Genomic DNA, 22,027 nt, shown 5'->3' with positions numbered 1-22,027 from the left:
CAGGAGACAGCCGATGCGCAGGATTCTCGTGACCGCCCTCGCCGCCCTGCTCGCGACGCCCGCCGCGGCGGCCGGACCGAATGGCGGCCAGACCGCGACCGCCGACGGGCACCCCATCGAATTCGTCGGCAGCGCAACCGGCGTGACCTTCTTCCTCTCCGACGAGGACGGGACGCCGCTGAGCACCGAAGGGCTCAGCGCCAAGGCCTATATCCAGGCCGGGGGGAAGACCGAGACGCTGATCCTGAAACCCGCCGCGCCGAACAGGCTCGTCGCCGACCTCAAGGCCCCGCTCCCGGCAGGCGCCAAGGTCGTGCTCTCGGCCAAGCTCCACGGCCATAACCTGCAGGCCCGGTTCGCGCCCTGAACCGGGACCGGCCCTCAGGCCCGCTGGTGGCGCAGCAGCCCCGCGAGGCTGGAGCAGGCGATGACGCAGCCGACGCCCATCAGGCAGAGGCAGCCGATCGCCGGCCCCGGCCGGCCCCGGCCGAGCACGATGGCGGCGACCACGGGAAGCAGGGCGAGGACGAGCAGAAGAGTCACGGGCGACACTCCGAAGGTCTGCAACGCCGCCGACCCTAGGGGCGCGAGGTTAACCATCTTTCACCGTCGCGCGCATCGGTGACTTTCCTGCAACGGCCCCGCGGCCCGGCTGGCGGCCTCAATGGCAGCCGCAGCCGCTGCCGCAGCTCCCGCCCGCGGCGGGCGCGGCCTGAGCCGAGCCGCGGCGCTCCCGGTCGAGCCCGCGCTCCGCCAGCTCGGCGAGATAGGTCTTCCAGCGGTCGCAATACTCGGCCCCGAGCGTGTAGAGGTAGCCCCAGCCGTAGATGCCGGTATCGTGCATGTCGTCGAAGCCGAGCTTGACCGCGTAGTTGCCGACCGGCTGCACCGAGAGAATCTCGACAGCGCGCTTGCCGCCGATCACCTTGCGCTCGGCCGGCGAATGGCCCTGCACCTCGGCCGAAGGGCTCGACACGCGCAGATATTCCGCCGGCAGGGCGAAGCGCTTGCCGTCGTCGAAGGCGACGTTGAGGATTCGCTTGTCGGCGGACAGGCGGATCTCGGTGGGCCAGCGTTCCTCGCTCACGGATCAGGTCCCTTTCACAGGCGGCGTGCGGCGGCTGGTCCGGCCCAGCTTGCTCCCTGGCACACATCCCCTCATATGCCAGGACATGCTAGGTTCGTCACGCGACGCCATCGTCACCCAGCCGCAGCAGAGCCGTGATTCCGAGATGTGGGGACCGCGTACCGACTTCGCAGCGACCGCTGCCCCGGCACCTGCGCCGCTGATCGACCCGTTCCAGCGGGCGATCACCTATCTGCGCATCTCGGTGACGGATCGCTGCGACCTGCGCTGCGTCTACTGCATGGCGGAGGAGATGAACTTCCTCCCCAAGCGCGATCTGCTGACCCTGGAGGAGCTGGACCGCCTCTGCGGCGTGTTCATTGCCCGCGGCGTGCGGAAGCTTCGCATCACCGGGGGCGAGCCCCTGGTCCGGCGCGACATCATGCATCTGTTCCGCCGCCTGTCGCGCCACCTCGACACGGGCGCGCTGCAGGAACTGACGCTCACCACCAACGGCACCCAGCTCGGGCGATTCGCGGGCGAGCTCGCCGATCTCGGCGTGCGCCGGGTCAACGTCTCCCTCGACACCCTCGATCCGGACAAGTTCCGCGCGATCACCCGCCGCGGCGACCTGAAGGTCGTGCTCGACGGGATCGCCGCGGCGCGCGACGCCGGGATCAAGGTGAAGATCAACGCCGTCGCGCTGAAGGGCGTCAACGAGCACGAGATCGCCGACATGATCGCCTGGGCTCACGGGCTCGGCATGGACATGACATTGATTGAGGTGATGCCGCTCGGCGAGGTCGAGGGCGACCGCACCGACCAGTTCCTGCCCCTCTCGGTGGCGCGGCAGCGGTTGGAGGAGCGCTACACCCTGACGCCCCTGCCCGACCGCACCGGCGGGCCGGCCCGCTACGTGCGCGTGGCCGAGACCGGCGGGCGGCTCGGCTTCATCACGCCGCTGACTCACAATTTCTGCGAGAGCTGCAACCGGGTGCGCCTGACCTGCACCGGCAAGCTCTACATGTGCCTCGGCCAGGAGGACGCCGCCGATCTCCGCGCGGCTTTGCGGGCCTCGCCAGACGACGCCCTGGTCACGCAGGCGGTGATCGACGCGATCGCGCGCAAGCCCAAGGGCCACGACTTCGTCATCGAGCGCCAGCGCCCGGCCGCCGTGCCGCGCCACATGAGCGTGACGGGCGGCTGATCCATCCATCTGGGATCCCAAAGGGATGATCCCTTTGGTGGGGTGTCGGGGCGAAGCCCTGACGGAAGATCCCGGGCTCTGCCCGGACCCGCGAGAGGGATGATCCCTCTCGACACACGGGATCTCAGTCCGCGCTCATCGGCGGCAGGTAGGGCTGGCCTTCCGCCGTCAGCGCACGGTCCAGGGTCTCGATCGCGACCAGAATGCGGGTCAGGTCCTCGGCCATCGTCACCGGGGCGAGGTCCATGCCCGCGATGCGGCGGGCGAGCGTGTCGCGCTCGCGCACGAGGCTGGCGCGCGCCCGGTTGAGGGTCTCGATCGCCGACTCGGTCATGGCAGCCCCGTTCTCTGCCGCCCGGCTCCAGATGGCCGATGGCCCCGCGCGTCGGAACGCGCGGGGCCATCATGAAGATCCGGGGGTTCGGAATCGGTTACGGACAGGCGTGGCGCCGGCCGTCATTGCCGAGATAGGTGCCGGTCCGCGTGTCGTAGGAGCGGAAGCGGCGCACGCAATACGCCACGGCGCCGGCGTCGGACGTCGTCGCCTGCTCGGTCTCATCCTCGGCGCCATAGGTCACCGGTGCGTAGCCGCCGCCATAATAGCTGTCATAGGGGTACGGGTAAGCGTCATCGTATCCACCGTAGAGGCCGCCTGCGGCAAGGCCGAGACCGACGCCAGCCCCGAAGCCGGCAAGACCGTAGCCGCCGCGGCGCCAGTGTCCGTGGCCCCGATGGAAGCCGTAGCCTCGGTTGAAGCCCGCGGCGCGGTAGCCGTTGCCGAAGCCGGGATTGCCGAATCTCGGATTGCCAAGCCCAGGATTGTTGAATCCGGGATTGCGCCCGGCAAAGCCCGGATTGGCCGCGACGCCGGGATTGGTGGCGCCCGAACCGGCCACGCCGGGATTGCCGGCGAAGCCCGGCCGCGGACCGCCGCCGAAGCCGCGACCCGCGAAACCGCCACCCTGTTGGAGACCGCCACCGCGGAAACCAGTGCCACCGATCGTCTGCTGGCCGCCGACACCGCCGAAGCCGCCGCGGCCCGCCCCGAAGGTGCCCATCCGGACGCCGCCGCCTGCGAGGGCGCCGCCCCCACCACCGAGGGTGCCTCCCGCGATCCCGCTGCCGATGGCGCGGCCCCGCTGGGCATCGGCCGTTACCGGAAGCAGGGCGATCGCGCCGGTAAGCAGTGCTGAGGCGAAGAGAAGCTGTTTCATGATCCGATCCTGCCGCTCGCGAACTCTGTGAGACGTCAACGGCCGGCGGACTGGAACCGATCGTGCTACACTTTGTCCCGACGCGACCACGGTCAAATCAGAAAAAGGCCTGCAGCCCTGTCTGAGCCCGGCCGAGGATCAGCGCGTGCACGTCGTGCGTACCCTCGTAGGTGTTGACCGTCTCAAGGTTCTGGGCGTGGCGCATGACATGGTACTCGCCCATGATGCCGTTTCCGCCGTGCATGTCGCGGGCGGTCCGAGCGATGTCGAGAGCCTTGCCGCAATTGTTGCGCTTGACCAGGCTGATCATCTCGGGCGCCATCTTGCCGGCATCCATCAGTCGCCCGACGCGCAGGGAGGCCTGAAGGCCGAGCGCGATCTCGGTCTGCATGTCGGCGAGCTTCTTCTGTACCAGCTGCGTCTGGGCCAGCGGCCGGCCGAACTGCTTACGGTCGAGCGTGTAGCTGCGGGCGCGGTGCCAGCAATCCTCGGCGGCGCCCATCGCGCCCCAGGAGATGCCGTAGCGCGCCCGGTTGAGGCAGCCGAACGGCCCCTTCAGACCCGAGACGTTCGGCAGGAGCGCGTCCTCGCCGACCTCGACGCCATCCATCACGATCTCGCCCGTGGTCGAGGCGCGCAAGCTGAGCTTGCCCTTGAGGGTCGGGGCCGAGAGGCCCTTCATGCCCTTTTCCAGGACGAAACCGCGGATCGCCCCGTCATGGGCGTCGGACTTCGCCCAGACCACGAAGACGTCGGCGAAAGGGGCGTTCGAGATCCACATCTTGGCGCCCGAGATCCGGTAGCCATCCGCGGTCTTCTCGGCCTTCGTCTTCATGCCTGCGGGGTCGGAGCCGGCATCGGGCTCGGTCAGGCCGAAGCAGCCGATCCATTCGCCGCTGGCGAGCCTGGGCAGGAACTTCCGGCGCTGCTCCTCCGAGCCGTAGGCGTAGATTGGGTACATGACGAGGGAGGATTGCACGCTCATCATCGAGCGGTAGCCGGAATCGACGCTCTCCACGGCCCGCGCCACCAGGCCGTAGGCAACGTAGCTCGCGCCTGCGCAACCGTATTCTTCGGGCAGCGTCACGCCGAGCAGGCCGAGCGCGCCCATGGCACGGAACAGGTCCGGGTTGCTCGTCTCGTTCGCGTAGGCCTCGACGATGCCGGGCAGGAGCTTCTCCCGCGCGAAATCCTGTGCCACGTCGCGGATCGCGCGCTCGTCCTCGGTGAGCTGGTCCTCCAGCAGGAAGGGATCGTCCCAAACGAAGCGGGCCGAAGCCGAGGCTTCGGGCGCGGCAGAGCCAGGTGGGCGCGTCGGGGCGTTCATGGGCGGGTCCTCGGGCTCGATCCACGGCCGCGCGGACGGCGGCTCTTCGGTGGAGGCCAGTCTAGCGGCCGGGTCCCGGCCTGACACCCTGCCGGGGGCGGCGCCCCGTGACAGGCGGCCCGCTCAGCCCACGAACTCGGCCGCGGCGAAGCCTTGGAGGTAGAGGAGCGCGGTGAGATCACCGTGCTCGATGCGCACCTGCGCTGCGGCGGCGACCGCGGGCTTCGCCCGGAAGGCGACGCCGAGCCCGGCCTCGCCCAGCATGTCGAGGTCGTTGGCGCCGTCGCCGACCGCGAGCGTCTCCGCGGGCGCCAGGTGGAAGCGCTCGCGCAGTTCGATCAGCGTCTCGCGCTTGGCGGCCTTGCCGACGATCGGCTCCTCGACCGTGCCGGCGAGCTTCTCGCCTGCGAGCGTCAGGCGGTTCGCCCGGTTCTCCTCGAAGCCGAGCTTGTCGCCGACCGGCCCGGTGAAGAGGGTGAAGCCCCCCGAGACGAGGCAGGTATAGGCGCCGTGCGCCCGCAGGGTCCGCACCAGGGTGCGCCCGCCAGGAGTCAGGGTGATGCGCTCGGCGATGAGCCGATCGATCGCACCGACCGGCAGGTCCTTCAAGAGCGCCACGCGCTCGCGCAAGGCCGGCTCGAAGGCGATCTCGCCGCGCATGGCGCGCTCGGTGATGGCGGAGACATGCGCCTTCAGCCCGACCTGATCGGCCAGCTCGTCGATGCATTCCTGCTCGATCATGGTGGAATCCATGTCGGCGAGAAACAGCCGCTTGCGCCGATGCGCGTCAGCCGGCAGCACCGCCACGTCGATCGGCTCATCCCCGAGCGCGGCGCGCAGGCGCTCCGTCAGGGACGGGGCCGAGCCGGCCTCGCCCGCCAGCATCACCTCGGCCGCCACCTCGCCGTGCAGGATCCGCGGCTGGTGCGCGGTTCCCAGCACCCGCCGGGTCTCGGCCAGCACCGCATCGGTGATGGCGGGCCGGGCGGGGTTTGCTATCAGGACCGCGACGAGGGTCATCCGGGGAGCCGTTTCAGCGTGGTGTCACAGGGGCCGTCCACGGATCGGCCGGCGGCGATCCTCATCGCAGGGCCGACAGCCTCGGGCAAGTCGGCGCTCGCCTCCGCGCTTGCGCTGCGCCACGGGGGCGTCGTGGTCAACGCCGATTCGATGCAGGTCTACGCGGATCTGCGCCGCCTCACGGCGCGGCCGGACCCGGCCGAGGAGGCGCGGGTGCCACACAGGCTCTACGGTCATGTGGATGGCGGCGTGAACTACTCGGCCGGCCACTTCTCCCGCGACGTGGCCGCCCTGCTCAGTGCGCTCGACGGGCGGCTGCCGGTCTTCGTCGGCGGTACCGGCCTCTATTTCCGCGCGCTTGAGGAGGGTCTCTCCGACCTGCCGCCGGTGCCGGAGGCCGTCCGCGCTGCAGTGCGCGCGGCGGCGGAGGGCCGGCCGACCGAGGCGCTCCACGCGGATCTCGCCGCCCAGGACCCCGCGGGCGCGGCCACGCTCCGACCGAGCGACCGGGCACGGGTGCTGCGCGCGCTGGAGATCCTGGCGGCGACGGGCCGGCCGATCGCATCCTTCCACGGCAGCCGCATCCCAGGCCCCCTGAGCGGCCGACCACTGCGCAAGATCTTCCTGGCCCCCGATCGGACCGAGCTGCGCGCGCGCATCGACCGGCGCTTCCGAGAGATGATCGCCGGGGGCGCCCTCGACGAGGTGGTCGCCTTGAGGGAGCGCGGCCTCGACCCGATGCTGCCTGTGATGCGCGCCCACGGCGTGCCGGGGCTGATCGCCCATCTCGACGGGCGCCTCAGCCTGGAGGACGCGATCCTGCGCGGCCAGGGCGATACCCGCGCTTACGCCAAGCGGCAGTTCACTTGGTTCCGCCACCAGATGGGCACGGGCTGGACCTGGATGAGCCCGGAGGAGGCCTCCCGCTCGGCCTGAGCAGGCTGAGCCGCCTTACCCGGCCACCTCGGCGACCTCCGCCTCGCGCGGCTCGACCGGCGCGTCTTGCAGCGGTCGGGCGATCCGCTCCAGCGCCTCCGGGTTGACGATGCGGACCATGCGGTTGCGCACGCTGACGATCTCTTCCTGCCGCAGCCGCCGCAGCACCCGGTTCACGTGGACGGGGGTCAGGCCGAGCACGTTGCCGAGCTGCTCCTGCGTCAACGGCATGGCGAATTCCCGCACGCTCTTGCCGCCCGGGTCGGAGCCCGCCAGTCGCTCGCTGAACTCGCGCAGCACGTAGGCGATGCGCTCCTCGGCGCTGCCCTGGCCCAGGCTGACCACCCAATTGTGCAGGCGCCGCTCCTCCTCGGTGATCTGCCAGGCGCAGCGGGTGGCGAGGTCCGGATTGCCATCGAAGGCGGCCTTGAGCCGCTGGTACTCCACCCGATCCACGGTGACGTCCGAGAGGGCCACCACCGCGTCTGGCTGGTGGAGGACGAACATGCTCTTCACGCCGAAGATGTCGCCGGGCAGGAACACGAGGAGGTACTGCGAGCGCCCGTCCGTGAGCTCGCGGATGCGGGCCACCCAGCCGGTGCGCAAGCGGTAGACGTAATCATGCCGCTCGCCCTGTGCGACAATGGCCGTGCCGGCCCGGAAGACCCGCGGCGGGTCGGTGAGAAGCGCGTCGAAGGCTGCGTCGCCCAGGGCGAGGGAGGCGGTCAGTTCGGGCCGGTGAAGGCGGCTATACAGCGACATGGTGGCGGCCGGTACGCGGTGAAAACGGATCGAGCGCTAAACTGCTACGGTCGCGCCAGTTTTCAACACTCGGCCCGGTTGCGCGGGGCCCGGACCGCGAGTTCGTCCGGCAGAAGCGTGGCTCGGTCCTGCCGGGCGATCAGGTCGACCAGCGCCACCGGCCGGAAGTCCCAGGCATCGACACCGACATCGCAGGAGAAGCGCGTGTCGGGGATCGTGCCGTGGGTGTGCCCGTAGAGATGGCGGGCCCCGCGCCACAGGCCGGGCCAGGCCCGGTGCGGATAATGCGCCAGGAAGAGGCGGATGGACGTGCCGTCAGGTCCGTCGAGCCGGAGCCGGGCGGTCTCGACCGGCGCCTCCGCCCAGGCGAGTGTGCGGACGCGGTTGGTGTCGTGGTTGCCCAGGATCAGATGTTTGATGCCGTTGAGGCGCGCGAACATCGCGGCGCAATGGGCCCGGCTCGCATGGGCGGCGAAATCCCCGAGATGCCAGACCTCATCCTCCGGCCCGACCACCGCGTTCCACCCGGCAATCAGAGCCTCGTCATGGGCCTCCAACGCATCGAAGCGGGCGCTGCGCTGGCGCAGGATATGGGCGTCGCCGAAATGGGTGTCGGCAGTGAAATAGACGGTCATCCCCCTCGCGCGGGTTCCTCGGCCACGGCATCGGCGCCGCCACGAGATGGTGTGTGCGGCGTCCCGGGCCAGGGGGCCGGCCCTGCGCGACGCTCTCGGCCTGATCGCAGATCGTCTGGCCCCGGCCTTGCCTGGGACCGCCCGGACAATAAAGCTTGTTTTAAGCAATCAGCCGCCTCCTAGCCGGATGGTTCCGGACAGGGGGAGACGACACCCGGTCACGGCCGGTTGCGGGGAGCGGGTCAGATGGCGTTTCCGGTCGCAGGCAACGAGGCCGCGCGGCTCGCAGCTCTTCGTGCGCTGGGCGATCTCGGGGCGGATCCCGCCGTGCATCTCGACGCGATCTGCCGGACGGCCGCGAGCCTGTTCGGCGTACCCATCGCGCTGGTGTCGCTGGTCGAGGCGGATCATCTGCGCTTCGGGGCCGCTTGCGGCACCGACGGCGCGCCGATCCCGCGTGAGGGTGCCTTCTGCGGCCATACGATCCTGGCCGATGAGATCCTGGTCTGCGCGGACACGACCCAGGACCCGCGCTTCGCCAGCAGCCCCCTGGTGACCGGTCCGGCAGGAATCCGGTTCTATGCCGGTGCGCCGCTGATCATCGGGCCTGACCTGCGCATCGGCACGCTCTGCCTGCTCGACACCGTCGGACGCCCCTTCGGCGAGGTCCAGAGGCGCCAGTTGCAGGACCTCGCGGCCATCGTGGTCGGCCAGTTGCGTCTGCACGAGGCCAACCAGCGTCAGCAGGAGGAGATCGCTGCCCGCGAGGCCAGCGAGGCCCGCTACCGCGCGCTCGCGGACGCGCTGCCGCAGCTCGTGTGGATCTTCTCGGTCGAGACCGGCGAGAAGGCCTACTCCAACCAGCAATTCGACCGATACTACGGCCCGATCGGCAATCGGCGCGCCGAGCGCATCGGCCGCAACCATCCCGAGGACGCCGAGCGGATGGAACGGGCCTGGCGGACGGCCCTGCGCACAGGCAGTCCCTACCGGATCGAGGGGCGCCTGCGCCGCCGCGACGGCGCCTATCGCTGGCACAAGCTGATCCTGATCCCGATCCGCCAACGCGGCGAGATCGTGGCCATGCTCGGCACGGCGCTCGACATCGACGAGATCATCGGCGCCCGGCGCAAGCTCGAGGAGACGGGCAACCACCTGCAGCTCGCCCAGCAGGCAGCGGGGGCGGGCATATGGGAGTTCGATCTCCAGACGCAGCGCATCATCTGGTCGGGCGAGAGCGCGACACTGCATGGAGTCGACGCGCCGCAGGGTCACACCCTCTCCCTTGAGGAGTGGCTCACCCTCGTCGATTCCGAGGATGGCCCGGCGGCGATGGCCGGCGTGACCGAGGCGGTGAGGCGGAACGACAGCTTCACCGTCGAGTTCCGCGTGCCGGGAATGGACGGACGCACCCGCTGGGTGAGCAGCACCGGCCGGGCGGTCTACGGCGAGAACGGCCGGCCGCTACGGCTGATCGGGCTCAACATCAACGTGACCGCGCGCAAATGCGCGGAGGCGGCCCTGGTGAGCGCCAAGGCGGCCGCGGAGGCGGCCCGCGGCGAGGCCGAGCGCGCGAGCGCGGCCAAGAGCGAGTTCCTCGCCACGATGAGCCACGAGATCCGCACGCCGCTCAACGGCGTGCTTGGCTATGCCGACCTCTTGGTGGACGAGCTCGAGGCCGGCACCCCGGCGCGCCTCCATGCCGAGCGGATCCGCGGCGCGGGCGCGGCGCTGCTCACGGTGGTCAATGACGTGCTCGACTTCTCGAAGATCGAGGCGGGACAGGTCGAGCTCGCCGCCGAGCCCTTCGTCCTCACCGACCTGATGGATCAGGCCGTGGCGATCACCCGGGCGGGTGCGGACGGCAAGGGGCTGCGCCTCGACGTGCGCGTCGGCCCCGGCCTGCCCGGATGCGTGATCGGCGACGCCGACCGCCTCAGGCAGGTCCTGATGAACCTGCTCAACAACGCCGTGAAGTTCACCGATGCCGGCAGCGTGACGCTCGGCCTCGAACGGTTGGCGGGCTCGGACGGCGGCGAGGTACGCCTGCGCTTCTCCGTGCAGGATACCGGAATCGGCGTCCCCACGACCAAACTGCACAAGCTGTTCGAGCGCTTCAGTCAGGTCGATGGCACGATCCAGCGGGAATACGGCGGCACCGGCCTCGGCCTCGCCATCTCACGTCAGCTCGTGGAGCTGATGGGCGGCCTGATCGGCGTCGAGAGCGATGCGGGCCGCGGCTCGCCCTTCTGGTTCACGCTGCGCCTGCCCGTCGCGCCCGCTGCGCGTCCAGCAGGGCAGGCGGCGCCGTCCGCCGAGCCGGACTATCCGCCCCGCCGCATCCTCCTGGTGGAGGACATGCCGCTCAACCGCGACCTCGCGATCGCCGTGCTGTGCGCGGCCGGTCACACGGTCGACGCCGTGGAGAGTGGACCGGCGGCAATCGCGGCGGTCCGCGCGGCGTCCTACGACCTCGTTCTGATGGACGTGCAGATGCCAGGGATGGACGGGATGACCGCGACGCAGCAGATCCGCGCCCTCGACCAGGGCAAGGCGCTACCGATCGTGGCGATGACCGCGAGCGTGCGGCCGCAGCAGGTGGCGGCCTTCCGCGCCGCTGGAATGACGGACCATATCGGCAAGCCATTCAAGCGCGCAGCCCTGCTCGCGGGCGTGGAGCGTTGGACGGCCAGCGGCGAGGCCGCGCCCTCCCCCGCGGAGGCGGAAGTTGCTCCGAAGATCCTCGACCGTTCGACCTTCGAGGAGGTCACCGCCGTGGTCGGACAGAAGCGCATGCAGCACCTCCTGGCCACCCTCGCCAAGGAGCTCGGAGAGCGCTTCGGGCCGGCGGGCAGCACTCCCGAGCGCGGACAGCTCGCCCACGACGCCCACGCCATGATCTCGGCGAGCGGCGTGCTCGGTTTCCGGCACTTCGCCGACCTCTGCCGGGAGATCGAACTCGCCTGTGAGGAGCAGCGCAGCGTCGAGCCGATGCTCGGCCGCCTGCACAGCATGCGCTGCGCAGTCATCCGCGAGATCGAGAGTCTCTGCGCGGCCTGAACCGGCGCCGGCGACCGACCCGATCCGGGCGGCCCACACGACCCAAAAACGCAAAACGCCGGCGCGAGGCCGGCGTTCTGACGTTCCAGTTTGTGCGGGAGCCGTGCGCCTCAGCGCTGGACGACGACCCGGGTGCCGACCTTCACGCGCTCGTAGAGATCGGTGACGTCCTCGTTGGTCATGCGGATGCAGCCCGAGGAGACCGCGGTGCCGATGGTCTCCGGCTCGTTGGAGCCGTGGATGCGGTAGATCGTGCCGCCGAGATACATGGCGCGGGCGCCGAGCGGATTCTCGAGACCGCCCTTCATGTAGCGGGGCAGATCGGGGCGGCGGCGCAGCATCGTCGCCGGCGGGCGCCAATCCGGCCACTCGCGCTTCATGGTCACGGTCTGCACGCCACCCCAGGTGAAGCCCGGACGCCCGACGCCGACGCCGTAGCGCATCGCCTGGCCACCGCCGAGGACGAGGTAGAGCCGCCGCTCGGCGGTGGAGACCACGATCGTGCCGGCGCCGTAGGGACCGTTATAGGCCACCGTCTCACGCGGAATCGCCGACATCTGCGGCACTGCCGAGTCGAGCGGATCGGCCGTGTTCAGCGCGGCGTTGGCGGTCGGCACCGCCTGCACGCTCTGCGGGCGGACGCGCACCGAGAGCGCGTTGTCGAGGGGCTGACGGGTAAGCGGATCGATCTCGTAAGCGAGCGCGGGCGTCGCCCAGGCGGCAGCCGCGAAGGCGAGCCCGAGCAGGGCGGGGGCGTGTCGACGCATCGAGGTCTCTCGAAGGCAGAAGGTTGTGGAAACGCGGTGAAAATTCGTCCGGCAGAATGCTCGGACATCTCTCGCCAACGGGTAAACGAGCCCCGCTTAAAGCCAAGCCTGAAACCGCACCGCAGCGAGGTTCGGGGCCCCTCGTGATGTCATGGCAACACTGTGGCAGCTTTGCCGTAGGACCGGGATGACGACGCCGAGCGAACACGAACGCCGGCCCGATCTGCCCAGATCCTGAGCAATCATGACGGATCGACTGGCCGCACCGTCGCGACAGCGGCTGAACAATGTATCCAGTTTCCCGTGCGACGGGGTGCGCCGGCCGCGGTCTCCGACTTAGGATTGCATCGCCCGTCCCTGAGACCGCGGGCTACCTCGCAAGCGCGATCCCCGGCACCGGGGCGCGCTTTTTCCTTTTTGCGGATCCGAAAGGCCTGCGCCAGCTAGGCCGCGTCGAGGCCGAGATCGATGATCGCGGCGCTGTGGGTGATCCAGCCGCAGGAGATCAGATCGACGCCGGAGGCCGCCACGGCACCGACCGTCTCGACGGTGATCCGGCCGGAGGCCTCGGTGAGCGCACGGCCGTCGACCATCGCCACCGCCTCCCGCAGCGTCTCGGGATTCATATTGTCGAGGAGTACCGCGTCGGCCCCCACCGACAGGGCCTGTTCCAGCTGCGCCAGCGTATCGACCTCCACCTCGATCTTCACGAGATGCCCCGCCCGCGCCTTCGCGCGCTCGATCGCCGGGACGATGCCGCCGGCCACCGCGATGTGGTTGTCCTTGATCAGCACCGCGTCGTCGAGGCCGAACCGGTGGTTCGAGCCGCCGCCCGCCCGCACTGCATGCTTCTCCAGGCCGCGCAAGCCCGGGGTCGTCTTGCGGGTGCAGACGATGGATGCGCGCCCATGCGGGCGGGCCGCCTCCACCAGACCGGCCGTGGCGGTGGCGACCCCGGACATCCGGCAGAGCAGGTTGAGGGCGACGCGCTCGGCCGTGAGGATCGCCCGTGCCGGCCCCGAGAGCCGGATCACCACGTCGCCCGGCGCGACGCGGGCCCCGTCGCCGCGCTCCACCGCGACCTGCACGGCCGGATCGATCAGCTCGAATGCGATGCGGGCAGCGTCCACACCCGAGATCACGCCAGCTTGGCGCGCGGCGATCACACCGTTTAGACGCGCCTCGGGCGGGACGATGGAATCCGTGGTGATGTCGCCGGCCCGGCCGAGGTCCTCCAGCAGGGCGGCGCGCACCACGGGCTCCACCAGGAGCCGCGGCAGCGGCGACAGTTCGGAACGGATCTCGGTCATCACAGGGCCTCCGTGGCCGGAACGGTATCGGCAAAGGGCCCGCCAAGGGGCACGGCGAGGGTTCCGGCGAGGGCGCGTTCGAGCCCGCCGAGGGTGGTCTCGCTGTGGCGGGCGGGTGCCTGGGCGGGGCAGTCGCTGCGCCAATGGGCGCCTCGGCTCTCCGCGCGGGCGAGCGCGCCGTGGGCAATGAGCAGCGCGGTGAGCGCGGCGTCGCAAGACGGCGCCAGCGGCGCGAGGGCGGAAACGGCCGCGCGCAGGCCGGCCTCGTCCCGGACCACGCCGACGCGGGTCTCCATCAGCGCCCGGATCGCGGCGAGGTCGGAGCCGGCCCGAACCTGCGTCGCGGTTGGCCGGACGGCGCCGATGGGAGCGGCGTCGAGCCCGTCGGCGATGAAGCCCGCGAAGGCGAGCGCTTCGAGGAGCGAGTTGCTGGCGAGCCGGTTGGCGCCGTGCAGCCCCGTCGAGGCCACCTCGCCGCAGGCATAGAGGCCTGGCACGGTGCTGGCGCCGGAGGCATCCACCGCGATGCCGCCCATGTGGTAATGCGCGGCCGGGCGCACCGGGATCGGCTGGCGCGCCGGGTCGATGCCGGCCTCGGCGCAGAGCGCGGCGACCGTCGGGAAACGCGCGGCCATGCGGTCGCCGAGCGCCCCGCGCGTGTCGAGGAAGACCGTTCGGCCGCGGGCCAAAGCCTGGAAGATGCCGCGGGCGACCACATCGCGGGGGGCGAGGTCGCCGCCATCGACACCGGCCATGACCGGCTCGCCGCGCTCATCGATGAGGCAAGCCCCCTCCCCGCGCAGGGCCTCGGTGGCCAGCGGCATCGGGTCGGCGCCGGCCGCGATCGCGGTCGGGTGGAACTGCACGAACTCCGTGTCACGGAGAACCGCGCCGGCCCGCGCGGCGAGCGCGAGGCCGCGGCCGGTGGCACCTCGGGGGTTCGTGGTCGAGGCATAGAGCGCCCCGACGCCGCCGGTGGCCAGCACCACGGCCTGGGCCGGGATGCGGAAGGGGGCGCCGTCTCGCTCGCAGACCACGCCGGCCACGGCGCCGTGCGCGTCCTGCAGCAGGTCGGTGACGCGGGCGGCGACGACCTCGACCGAGGGAGCGGCCTGCACCGCGCGCACCAGGGCTTCGAGGACGCGGGCGCCGGTGGCGTCGCCCCCCGAGCGCACGATGCGGCGGCGTCCATGCGCGGCTTCGAGACCGAGCGCCAGGGCGCCGTCCGCCTGCCGGTCGAAGGGCACGCCGAGGCCGACGAGCCAGTCGATCAGGCGTGGGCCCTCCGCCGCAACGCGCAGGGCCACCGCCTGTTCGCTCAGCCCCGCACCGGCCGCCAGGGTGTCGGCCGCGTGGAACTCCGGCGCGTCGTCGGCGCCGATCGCGGCCGCGATGCCGCCCTGGGCCCAGCCGGTCGCAGTTCCGAGGCCGAGGGCTTGCGCCGTCACAAGCGTGACGGGCCGCGGCGCCAGCCGGAGCGCGACGCTGAGACCGGCGACGCCCGCACCGACCACGACGACGCGGTCGGCGGGGTTGCGGGACAGGGCGTTCATCGTGCGCGCACCGCCAGCATGCGCTCCACCGCCGCGCGCGCCCGGTCGGCGAGCGCCGCATCCACCGTGACCTCGTGGGTCATGGTCTCGAGGGCGCGCCGGATGTTGCCGAGGCTCATCCGCTTCATGTGCGGGCAGAGGTTACAGGGTTTGATGAACTCGATGTCGGGGTTCTCGGCGGCGATGTTGTCGGCCATCGAGCACTCGGTCACCAGCACGACCTGCCGGGGCCGCTTCTCGGTGACGAAGTTCATCATCATCGCGGTCGAGCCGGAGAAGTCCGACTCGGCCACAACCTCGGGGGGGCATTCCGGGTGCGCGATCACGGTGACGCCGGGATAGCTCTCGCGCACGTCACGGATGTCGGCCGGGGTGAACTGCTCGTGCACCTCGCAATGGCCGGCCCAGGTCAGGATCTCGACCTCCGGCACCTCGGCCTGGACGTTCTGGGCAAGGAACTCGTCGGGGATCATCAGGACACGCGGCGCATTGAGCGAGCGCACGACGGCGACGGCATTGCCGGAGGTGCAGCAGAGGTCGGACTCCGCCTTCACCGCCGCAGAGGTGTTGACGTAGGTCACGATCGGAACGCCCGGATACTTGGCCCGCAGGCCGCGCACGTCCTCGGGCGTGATCGAGTCGGCAAGGGAGCAGCCGGCGCCCATGTCGGGGATCAGCACGGTCTTGCCTGGGTTCAGCAGCTTGGCCGTCTCCGCCATGAAGTGGACGCCGGCCAGCACGATGACTTGCGCCTCGACGGTCACCGCCTCGCGGGCGAGCGCCAAGCTGTCGCCGACGATGTCCGCCACCGTGTGGAAGATCTCCGGCGCCTGATAGTTGTGCGCCAGGATGACGGCGTTCTTCTCGCGCTTGAGCCGGAGGATCGCCTCGATGTCCGGGGCGAGCGCCGGCCACTCGATCGCCGGGACGTGCCGGCTGACCCGGGCGTAGAGGTCGGGCAGGGGCAGACCCGGTGCGAGACCGGCGGGGCTGCGGGAGATCGGCTGACTGGTCGCCGCCATGGCGTCCTCCATTATGCTCAGTTTGAGCATTGTGCCGCCTAACTTAGGCGGCCCAGACAGCCCTGTCCAGATATGCTGAGACTGAGCATAAAGGTTTTGCGACGCGGTGTTATGCGCCCCAACTCTCGCTGCGATGCAGCAATATATTCTCAGCCGAACCGGTCGGGATCCGGCCCGGTGCGACCATCGACCCGGTCGAGGGCGGCAATTCGGTCCATCTCGTCCGCGCTCAAGGTGAAGTCGAAGACCGCGATGTTCTCGGAGATACGCTCAAGGGTCGCCGTCTTCGGGATGGCGACGAGCCCGCTCTGGATGTGCCAGCGCAGAACCACCTGGGCCGACGTCCGCCCGTGCGCCTTCGCGATCGCAACAAGGACCGGGTCGGCGAGGCCTTGGCCGCGCCCGAGCGGGCTCCAGGATTCCGTCACGATCCCGTGACGGATGTGGGCCGCGCGCAACGCCGCCTGCTGGAAGCGAGGATGCAGCTCGACTTGGTTCACCGCCGGGACGACACCGGTCTCCCCGATGATTCGGTCGAGATGCGCGGGCGTAAAGTTCGAGACGCCGATCGCGCGCGCCTTGCCTGACGCGCGCAACGCGATCAGCCCCTTCCAGGCCTCCACGAACCGGCCCTGCCCCGGACAGGGCCAGTGGATCAGGTAGAGATCGACGTGATCGAGTCCGAGCCGGGCGAGGCTCTCGTCCAGAGCGACCTGCGCCGCGTCGTAGCCGTGCCGGTCATTCCACAGCTTCGTGGTGATGAAGAGATCCGCGCGCGCGACATCCGCGTCCCGGATCGCCCGTCCGATTCCGGCCTCGTTACCGTAGATCGCCGCCGTGTCGATCGAGCGGTATCCGGCCCGGATCGCCGCACCGACCACCGCGGGGGCGCGGGCCTCCTCGACCTGATAGGCGCCGAAGCCGAGTTGCGGCATCGGCCGGCCGTCGATGAGGGACAGGCTCGGGACAGGGTCGGCCATGGCTGTCGGCTCCGGGCGGGGCGCCGGCCCCGGCTGAGCGGGGCGCGCGCTCTGGTCGCGGGATGATTTCGCCATCACCTGGCTCCTTTTGCGGCCCGATCCAGTGCCGCGAGGGGTCTTCGGACAGGACCGGTAACCTATGTTGCTGCAACCCCTGGATGCCTGCGCGAGAGTTGAACCAACAAGTGCAATACCGCTTTTCCGGCAACTTCTGCGCGAACGAGGTTCGATGTCTGGCCATCCAGCCCTGCCGAACGCCATCGCATCCCCAGACCTCCGTCCGGGTCTCACCGAGGCCATCCGGGCGCATCTCGGCCTGCATCTTCAATCCGCCTATGCAGAGATGAAACCGGCTCCGCCGACGCCCCATCTCGCCGAGCTGATCGCCAAGCTGGACGCGGCGCTGACGAAGACCGAGGATCGCGATGCGAAGGCGTTCCGGGCCGGCCTGCTCGAAGCGGTGCCGAGCCTCCACAACTTTGCCGTGTCCCTGACGCGCAACCCGACCACCGCCGACGACCTCGTCCAGGACACGCTCCTGCGGGCTTGGCGCAGCCGCGCGAGCTTCAAGGCTGGGACTAATCTCGGCGCGTGGCTGTTCACGATCATGCGCAACGCCTTCTACAGCGTGCACCGGAAGCAGTCCCGCGAGGTCTCGGACACGGACGGCGATCATGCCGCCCGGCTCTCGACCGTGCCCGAGCAGGGCGGCCATCTCGACCTGCAGGATGTTCAGGCCGCCCTCGACCGCCTGCCCGCGGTGATGCGCGAGGCGCTGATCCTCGTCGCCGTCGAGAACGCCTCCTACGAGGAGGCCGCCGAGATCCTCAAATGCCGCATCGGGACGGTGAAGAGCCGCGTCTGGCGGGCGCGCGACCAGCTCGCGCATATGCTGGGCTATACGGGGGCCGAGGTCGGAGCGGACCATCTCACCCTGTCCGCCATCGGCCATGACGGGCTGGCCGGGGAGATCTGACGCCCCGCGCCGATCGGGCGCAAGTCCGGGGCGGATCGAACCCCGGCACAGGACGTTTGCCACCCGCACCAGTTGCAGCGCGGGATGGCGGCATGAACGATCCACAGCAGCGAAACCCGTTGGCACTGACCCGGCGCACGATGGTCGAGGGCTGCGCCGCGGCCGTCGGCGCGGCGGGCTTCGGCTGGCCGGGCCATGCCGTCGCGGCGCCCGCGCCCGGCGATCCGGCGCCGCAGACGATGCCGGTGCGGCTCACCGTCAACGGGCAGGCGCGAGACCTCGAGCTCGACACACGCACCACCCTGCTCGACGCCCTGCGCGAGCATCTTGGTCTCACCGGCACCAAGAAGGGCTGTGACCACGGCCAGTGCGGCGCCTGCACGGTGCTGGTCGAGGGACGCCGGATCAATGCCTGCCTGACCCTCGCCGCCATGCACGACGGCGACGCGATCACCACGATCGAGGGCTTGGCCGAGGGCGACGCCCTGCACCCGGTCCAGGCCGCCTTCATCGCGCATGACGGCTTCCAGTGCGGCTACTGCACGCCGGGCCAGATCTGCTCCGCGGTCGGAATGCTGCGCGAGGCGAAGGCCGGCTGGCCGAGCCATGTCAGCGCGCAGATCGCCGAGCCGCTCGTCCTCGAGGCCGCGCTCGCCGAGCCCGAGATCCGCGAGCGGATGAGCGGCAACATCTGCCGCTGCAGCGCCTATCCCAACATCGTCGCGGCGATCCGCGACGCCGCCGACATCTGAGGGGCGCATCATGAAGGCCTTCAGCTACGAGCGCCCGAAGAGCGTCGCGGAAGCCGCCGAGATCGCGGCCGCGCGCCCGGATGCCCGCTTCATCGCCGGCGGCACCAACCTGCTCGACCTGATGAAGCTTCAGATCGAGACGCCCGGGACTCTGATCGACGTGAACCGCCTGCCGCTCGACACGGTGGCCGACACGGAAGGCGGCGGCCTGCGGATCGGCGCCCTGGTGCGCAATGCCGACCTCGCCGCGCATCCGCGGGTGCGCAAGGATTACGCGGTGCTCGCCAAGGCGCTCCTTGCCGGCGCCTCCGGACAGCTGCGCAACAAGGCGACCACCGCCGGCAACCTGCTGCAGCGGACGCGCTGCTACTACTTCTACGACACGTCGAAACCCTGCAACAAACGCGAGCCCGGCTCGGGCTGCTCGGCCATCGGCGGCTTCACCCGGATCATGGCGGTGCTGGGGACGAGCGAATCCTGCATCGCGACGAACCCTTCCGACATGAACGTGGCGATGCGGGCGCTCGACGCCACGGTCGAGACCCTCGACGCGCGGGGCGCGGCGCGGACCATTCCGATCGCCGCCTTCCACCGCCTGCCCGGCGACACGCCGCAGACCGAGACGACCCTGCAGCCGGGCGAGATCATCACCGCGGTGACGCTGCCGAAGCCGATCGCCGGCACGCATCTCTACCGCAAGGTGCGTGACCGGGCCTCCTACGCCTTCGCCACGGTCTCCGTGGCCGCGATCATCGTCAAGGGCGAGGGCGGCCGCCCGGCCGATGCCCGCCTCGCCTTCGGCGGCCTCGCGCACAGGCCGTGGCGGGTCGAGACCGCCGAGCGCGCGCTGGTCGAGACCGGCGCGGCCGACGCCGCCGCCGACCGGGTGCTCGCGGGCGCCAAGGGCTACGGCGCCAACGACTTCAAGATCCCGCTGGCGCGCCGGACCCTGCGCGCCGTCCTCGACGAGGCCGCCCGGGCCTGAACCCGCCGCCTGCTCCTATCGCCTGCTCATTCGCGAGGACCCTCTCCATGGAGATGAATCAGCCGATCGGCGCGACGCCCCTCGACGGGCGCCCCGACGGGCTCGTGGGACGCCCGGTCGACCGCATCGACGGCCGCCTGAAAGTGACGGGCCGCGCCCCCTATGCCTACGAGGTGCGCGAGCCCCGGAATGCGGCCTACGGCTTCATCCTCGGCGCGACGGTGGCGAGCGGCCGGATCCGCAGCCTCGACGCCGCCGCGGCCGGGCGCGCGCCCGGCGTGCTCCACGTGATGACGCACGAGAACGTGCCGGCCCAGGGCGAGAAGCGCGAGCAGGTCTGGCCGCAGCTCCAGGGCACCGAGATCCACTTCTTCGACCAGCCCGTCGCCTTCGTGGTGGCCGAGACCTTCGAGCAGGCCCGTGCCGCCGCCGCCCTGGTGCGCGTCGCCTACGACGCCGCACCGCCCAAGGCCTCCCTCAAGGCTGCGCTGCCGGAGACCTACAAGCCGAAGCCGGCCCAGACCGACCCGGATTCGCAGGCCGGCGACTTCGAGGCGGCCTTCGCCGCGGCGCCCGTGCGGCTCGACGTCACCTACACCACCCCGCCGCAGATCCACGCCCAAATGGAGCCGCACGCCACCATTGCCGAATGGCAGGGCGACCGGGTCGTGCTCTTCACCGCCAACCAGATGCTCAACCGCGGGCAGAAATCGCTGGCCGCGGTGCTGAAGATCCCGGAGGACAAGGTCCGGCTGGTCAGCCGCTACATCGGCGGCGGCTTCGGCTCGAAGCTGCAGATCCAGCCCGAAGCGACGCTCGCGGCGCTCGCCGCCCGCATCGTCGGGCGGCCGGTGAAGGTGGCGATGACCCGGCAGCAGGAATTCCATGTCGGCACCCACCGAACCGACACGATCCAGCGCGTGCGCCTCGGCGCCGACCGCGACGGGCGCCTGTCGGCCATCGCCCACGAATCCTGGTCGGACGCCGCGATCGGCGACCAGTTCTTCGAGACCTCCGCCAACGTCACCCGCGCGCTCTACGCCGCGCCGCACCGGATCACCCGGCATCGCCTGGCGAATCTGAACGTGCCGATCACCTCGGCCATGCGTGCGCCCGGGGAGGCGGTGGGCCAGCTCGCCTTCGAATGCGCCATGGACGAACTCGCCGAGCAGCTGGCCCTCGACCCGATCGAGCTGCGCGTGCGCAACGAGCCGGAGCAGGATCCCGAGAAACGCGTCCCCTTCACGGTGCGTCAACTCGTGCCCTGCATGCGCGAGGGCGCGCGGATGTTCGGCTGGGACAGGCGCCAGGCCCCGGGCAGCCGGCGCGAGGGGCACCATCTCGTCGGCATGGGCATGTCGGCGGCCGCCCGGCTCAACCCGCTGATGCCCTCCGCCGCGCGCGTGCGCCTCGCCCAGGACGGCAGCCTGACGGTGCGCATGGCGATGACCGATATCGGCACCGGCACCTACACCATCCTCGCTCAGATCGCGGGCGAGATGATGGGCCTGCCGGTCGAGCGGATCCGCGTCGAGATCGGCGATACCGATTTCCCGATGGCGGCGGGCTCGGGCGGCTCGTTCGGGGCGGGCTCGGCGGGCTCGGCCCTCTACGTGGCCTGCGACAACCTCCGTCAGGCGCTCCTCAAGGCCGCCGACATGGCGGTGGAGGGGGCCGCCTTCGCGGACGGGCGCGTCACCTCCGGCAACCGCTCGGAGGCGCTCGCCGACCTCGCCGGCCGCGACGGGATGGAGGCGACCGGTGAGATCAAGCCCGGCAGCCTGAAGGAGCAGTTCTCCCACTATTCCTTCGGTGCGCATTTCGCCGAGGTCGCGGTGGACGCCGAGACCGGCGAGATCCGCCTGCGCCGCATGCTCGGCGTATTCACCGGCGGGCGTATCCTCAACGCCAAGACCGCGCGGTCCCAGGCCATTGGCGGCATGACCTTCGGCATCGGCGCCGCGCTGATGGAGGACGCTGTGATGGACCCGCGCTTCGGCAGCTTCGTGAACCGCGACCTCGCCGAGTACCACGTGCCGGCCCATGCCGACGTGCCCGCGATCGAGGCCGTGTTCCTGCCCGAACTCGACGACAAGGCGAACCCGCTCAAGAGCAAGGGGCTCGGCGAGCTCGGCATCTGCGGTGCCGGCGCCGCGGTGGCGAACGCCATCTACAACGCCACCGCCATCCGCATCCGCGACTACCCGATGACCCTCGACAAGGTGCTGAAGGGCTTCGAGGAGCAGGAGGGACGAGCCACCCGGAGGAGCTGAGCGGACCGGGGCGCTCCGCTCGACAGCCGGAATGCGCGCCTGTGTCTTACGAGACTGCGATCAGGCCAGCCTCGGACCTGGGGCGCCGTGCCTTGCTCCTGCCCGCGCCGCGCTTGGCGGAGGTGGGCGCCGCCCGGACGGGCACGGCCGCGGCCGGCGTCCAGCCCGGCGCGCCTCCGGTG

General features: G+C 70.7%; 21 protein-coding genes. 8 read left to right on the top strand and 13 right to left on the bottom strand.

Annotated features, from left to right (window positions below; translation table 11 throughout):
- Window positions 1–13 precede the first annotated feature (13 nt).
- Entirely contained in the window at window positions 14–367 is a 354-nt protein-coding gene (locus MET9862_RS04170) for a hypothetical protein (protein WP_142581850.1), read from the top strand.
- 14 nt (window positions 368–381) lie between these two features.
- Here MET9862_RS04170 and MET9862_RS29145 read toward each other — a convergent pair whose 3' ends face one another.
- Both MET9862_RS29145 and MET9862_RS04165 read right to left on the bottom strand, forming a co-directional pair.
- Entirely contained in the window at window positions 382–543 is a 162-nt protein-coding gene (locus MET9862_RS29145) for a hypothetical protein (protein WP_185156742.1), read from the bottom strand.
- 118 nt (window positions 544–661) lie between these two features.
- The gene (locus tag MET9862_RS04165; RefSeq protein ID WP_142581849.1) at window positions 662–1,087 is read right to left on the bottom strand and encodes a gamma-butyrobetaine hydroxylase family protein; all 426 of its coding nucleotides are present in this window, start codon (window positions 1,085–1,087) and stop codon (window positions 662–664) included.
- A gap of 145 nt (window positions 1,088–1,232) precedes the next feature.
- On the opposite strand from MET9862_RS04165, the gene moaA reads away from it, so the two are divergent.
- Complete coding sequence (moaA, locus tag MET9862_RS04160; protein ID WP_142581923.1) at window positions 1,233–2,273, top strand: GTP 3',8-cyclase MoaA; 1,041 nt, start codon at window positions 1,233–1,235, stop codon at window positions 2,271–2,273.
- Between the two features lie 124 nt (window positions 2,274–2,397).
- Here moaA and MET9862_RS04155 read toward each other — a convergent pair whose 3' ends face one another.
- The 4 genes from MET9862_RS04155 to serB form a co-directional block, all read right to left on the bottom strand.
- Entirely contained in the window at window positions 2,398–2,607 is a 210-nt protein-coding gene (locus tag MET9862_RS04155) for a hypothetical protein (RefSeq protein ID WP_142581848.1), read from the bottom strand.
- 97 nt (window positions 2,608–2,704) lie between these two features.
- Window positions 2,705–3,487 (bottom strand): BA14K family protein, encoded by a 783-nt coding sequence (locus MET9862_RS04150; protein ID WP_142581847.1) that lies wholly within the window; start codon window positions 3,485–3,487, stop codon window positions 2,705–2,707.
- A gap of 97 nt (window positions 3,488–3,584) precedes the next feature.
- Entirely contained in the window at window positions 3,585–4,814 is a 1,230-nt protein-coding gene (locus MET9862_RS04145; RefSeq protein WP_142581846.1) for an acyl-CoA dehydrogenase, read from the bottom strand.
- A gap of 123 nt (window positions 4,815–4,937) precedes the next feature.
- Window positions 4,938–5,834 carry a phosphoserine phosphatase SerB gene (serB, locus tag MET9862_RS04140; protein ID WP_142581845.1) on the bottom strand — a complete coding sequence of 299 codons (897 nt, stop codon included), beginning with the start codon at window positions 5,832–5,834 and terminating at the stop codon, window positions 4,938–4,940.
- Window positions 5,835–5,855: 21 nt separating this feature from the next.
- On the opposite strand from serB, the gene miaA reads away from it, so the two are divergent.
- Window positions 5,856–6,770 (top strand): tRNA (adenosine(37)-N6)-dimethylallyltransferase MiaA, encoded by a 915-nt coding sequence (miaA, locus tag MET9862_RS04135; protein ID WP_244612559.1) that lies wholly within the window; start codon window positions 5,856–5,858, stop codon window positions 6,768–6,770.
- A 15-nt stretch (window positions 6,771–6,785) separates the two neighbouring features.
- Here the strand turns inward: miaA and MET9862_RS04130 are convergent, their stop codons facing one another.
- Window positions 6,786–7,532, bottom strand: a complete 747-nt coding sequence (locus MET9862_RS04130; protein WP_142581843.1) for a Crp/Fnr family transcriptional regulator — start codon at window positions 7,530–7,532, stop codon at window positions 6,786–6,788.
- 62 nt (window positions 7,533–7,594) lie between these two features.
- The gene (locus MET9862_RS04125) at window positions 7,595–8,167 is read right to left on the bottom strand and encodes a metallophosphoesterase (RefSeq protein WP_142581842.1); all 573 of its coding nucleotides are present in this window, start codon (window positions 8,165–8,167) and stop codon (window positions 7,595–7,597) included.
- A gap of 246 nt (window positions 8,168–8,413) precedes the next feature.
- Here MET9862_RS04125 and MET9862_RS04120 point away from each other — a divergent pair, with 246 nt between their 5' ends.
- A complete protein-coding gene (locus tag MET9862_RS04120) occupies window positions 8,414–11,227 on the top strand; it encodes an ATP-binding protein (RefSeq protein WP_142581841.1) in 2,814 nt (937 codons plus the stop codon).
- A gap of 110 nt (window positions 11,228–11,337) precedes the next feature.
- On the opposite strand, the gene MET9862_RS04115 is transcribed toward MET9862_RS04120, so the two are convergent.
- The 5 genes from MET9862_RS04115 to MET9862_RS04095 form a co-directional block, all read right to left on the bottom strand.
- A complete protein-coding gene (locus MET9862_RS04115; RefSeq protein ID WP_142581840.1) occupies window positions 11,338–11,994 on the bottom strand; it encodes a L,D-transpeptidase in 657 nt (218 codons plus the stop codon).
- A 443-nt stretch (window positions 11,995–12,437) separates the two neighbouring features.
- Entirely contained in the window at window positions 12,438–13,304 is an 867-nt protein-coding gene (gene nadC, locus MET9862_RS04110; protein WP_142581839.1) for a carboxylating nicotinate-nucleotide diphosphorylase, read from the bottom strand.
- The gene (locus MET9862_RS04105) at window positions 13,304–14,857 is read right to left on the bottom strand and encodes an L-aspartate oxidase (protein ID WP_142581838.1); all 1,554 of its coding nucleotides are present in this window, start codon (window positions 14,855–14,857) and stop codon (window positions 13,304–13,306) included. Before MET9862_RS04105 ends, nadC begins: the two co-directional genes overlap by 1 nt.
- Window positions 14,854–15,879 (bottom strand): quinolinate synthase NadA, encoded by a 1,026-nt coding sequence (nadA, locus tag MET9862_RS04100; RefSeq protein ID WP_142581837.1) that lies wholly within the window; start codon window positions 15,877–15,879, stop codon window positions 14,854–14,856. Before nadA ends, MET9862_RS04105 begins: the two co-directional genes overlap by 4 nt.
- Before the next feature lie 149 nt (window positions 15,880–16,028).
- Window positions 16,029–16,859: an aldo/keto reductase gene (locus MET9862_RS04095; RefSeq protein ID WP_142581836.1), complete on the bottom strand. Its 831-nt coding sequence runs from the start codon at window positions 16,857–16,859 to the stop codon at window positions 16,029–16,031.
- 229 nt (window positions 16,860–17,088) lie between these two features.
- Between MET9862_RS04095 and MET9862_RS04090 the strand changes: the two genes are divergently transcribed.
- From MET9862_RS04090 to MET9862_RS04075, 4 genes are all read left to right on the top strand, one after another.
- Entirely contained in the window at window positions 17,089–17,835 is a 747-nt protein-coding gene (locus MET9862_RS04090) for a sigma-70 family RNA polymerase sigma factor (protein WP_142581835.1), read from the top strand.
- Window positions 17,836–17,927: 92 nt separating this feature from the next.
- The gene (gene paoA / locus MET9862_RS04085; RefSeq protein ID WP_142581834.1) at window positions 17,928–18,587 is read left to right on the top strand and encodes an aldehyde dehydrogenase iron-sulfur subunit PaoA; all 660 of its coding nucleotides are present in this window, start codon (window positions 17,928–17,930) and stop codon (window positions 18,585–18,587) included.
- 10 nt (window positions 18,588–18,597) lie between these two features.
- Entirely contained in the window at window positions 18,598–19,572 is a 975-nt protein-coding gene (locus tag MET9862_RS04080; protein ID WP_142581833.1) for an FAD binding domain-containing protein, read from the top strand.
- Between the two features lie 47 nt (window positions 19,573–19,619).
- On the top strand, window positions 19,620–21,845 hold the full coding sequence (locus MET9862_RS04075; protein ID WP_142581832.1) for a xanthine dehydrogenase family protein molybdopterin-binding subunit: 2,226 nt from the start codon (window positions 19,620–19,622) through the stop codon (window positions 21,843–21,845).
- Window positions 21,846–22,027: the final 182 nt, after the last annotated feature.

This window comes from Methylobacterium symbioticum, from assembly GCF_902141845.1.
GTDB classification, from domain to species: Bacteria; Pseudomonadota; Alphaproteobacteria; order Rhizobiales; family Beijerinckiaceae; genus Methylobacterium; species Methylobacterium symbioticum.
The sequence above is the reverse complement of the archived record's forward strand: the minus strand, read 5'-3'. Positions and strand labels throughout refer to the sequence as shown.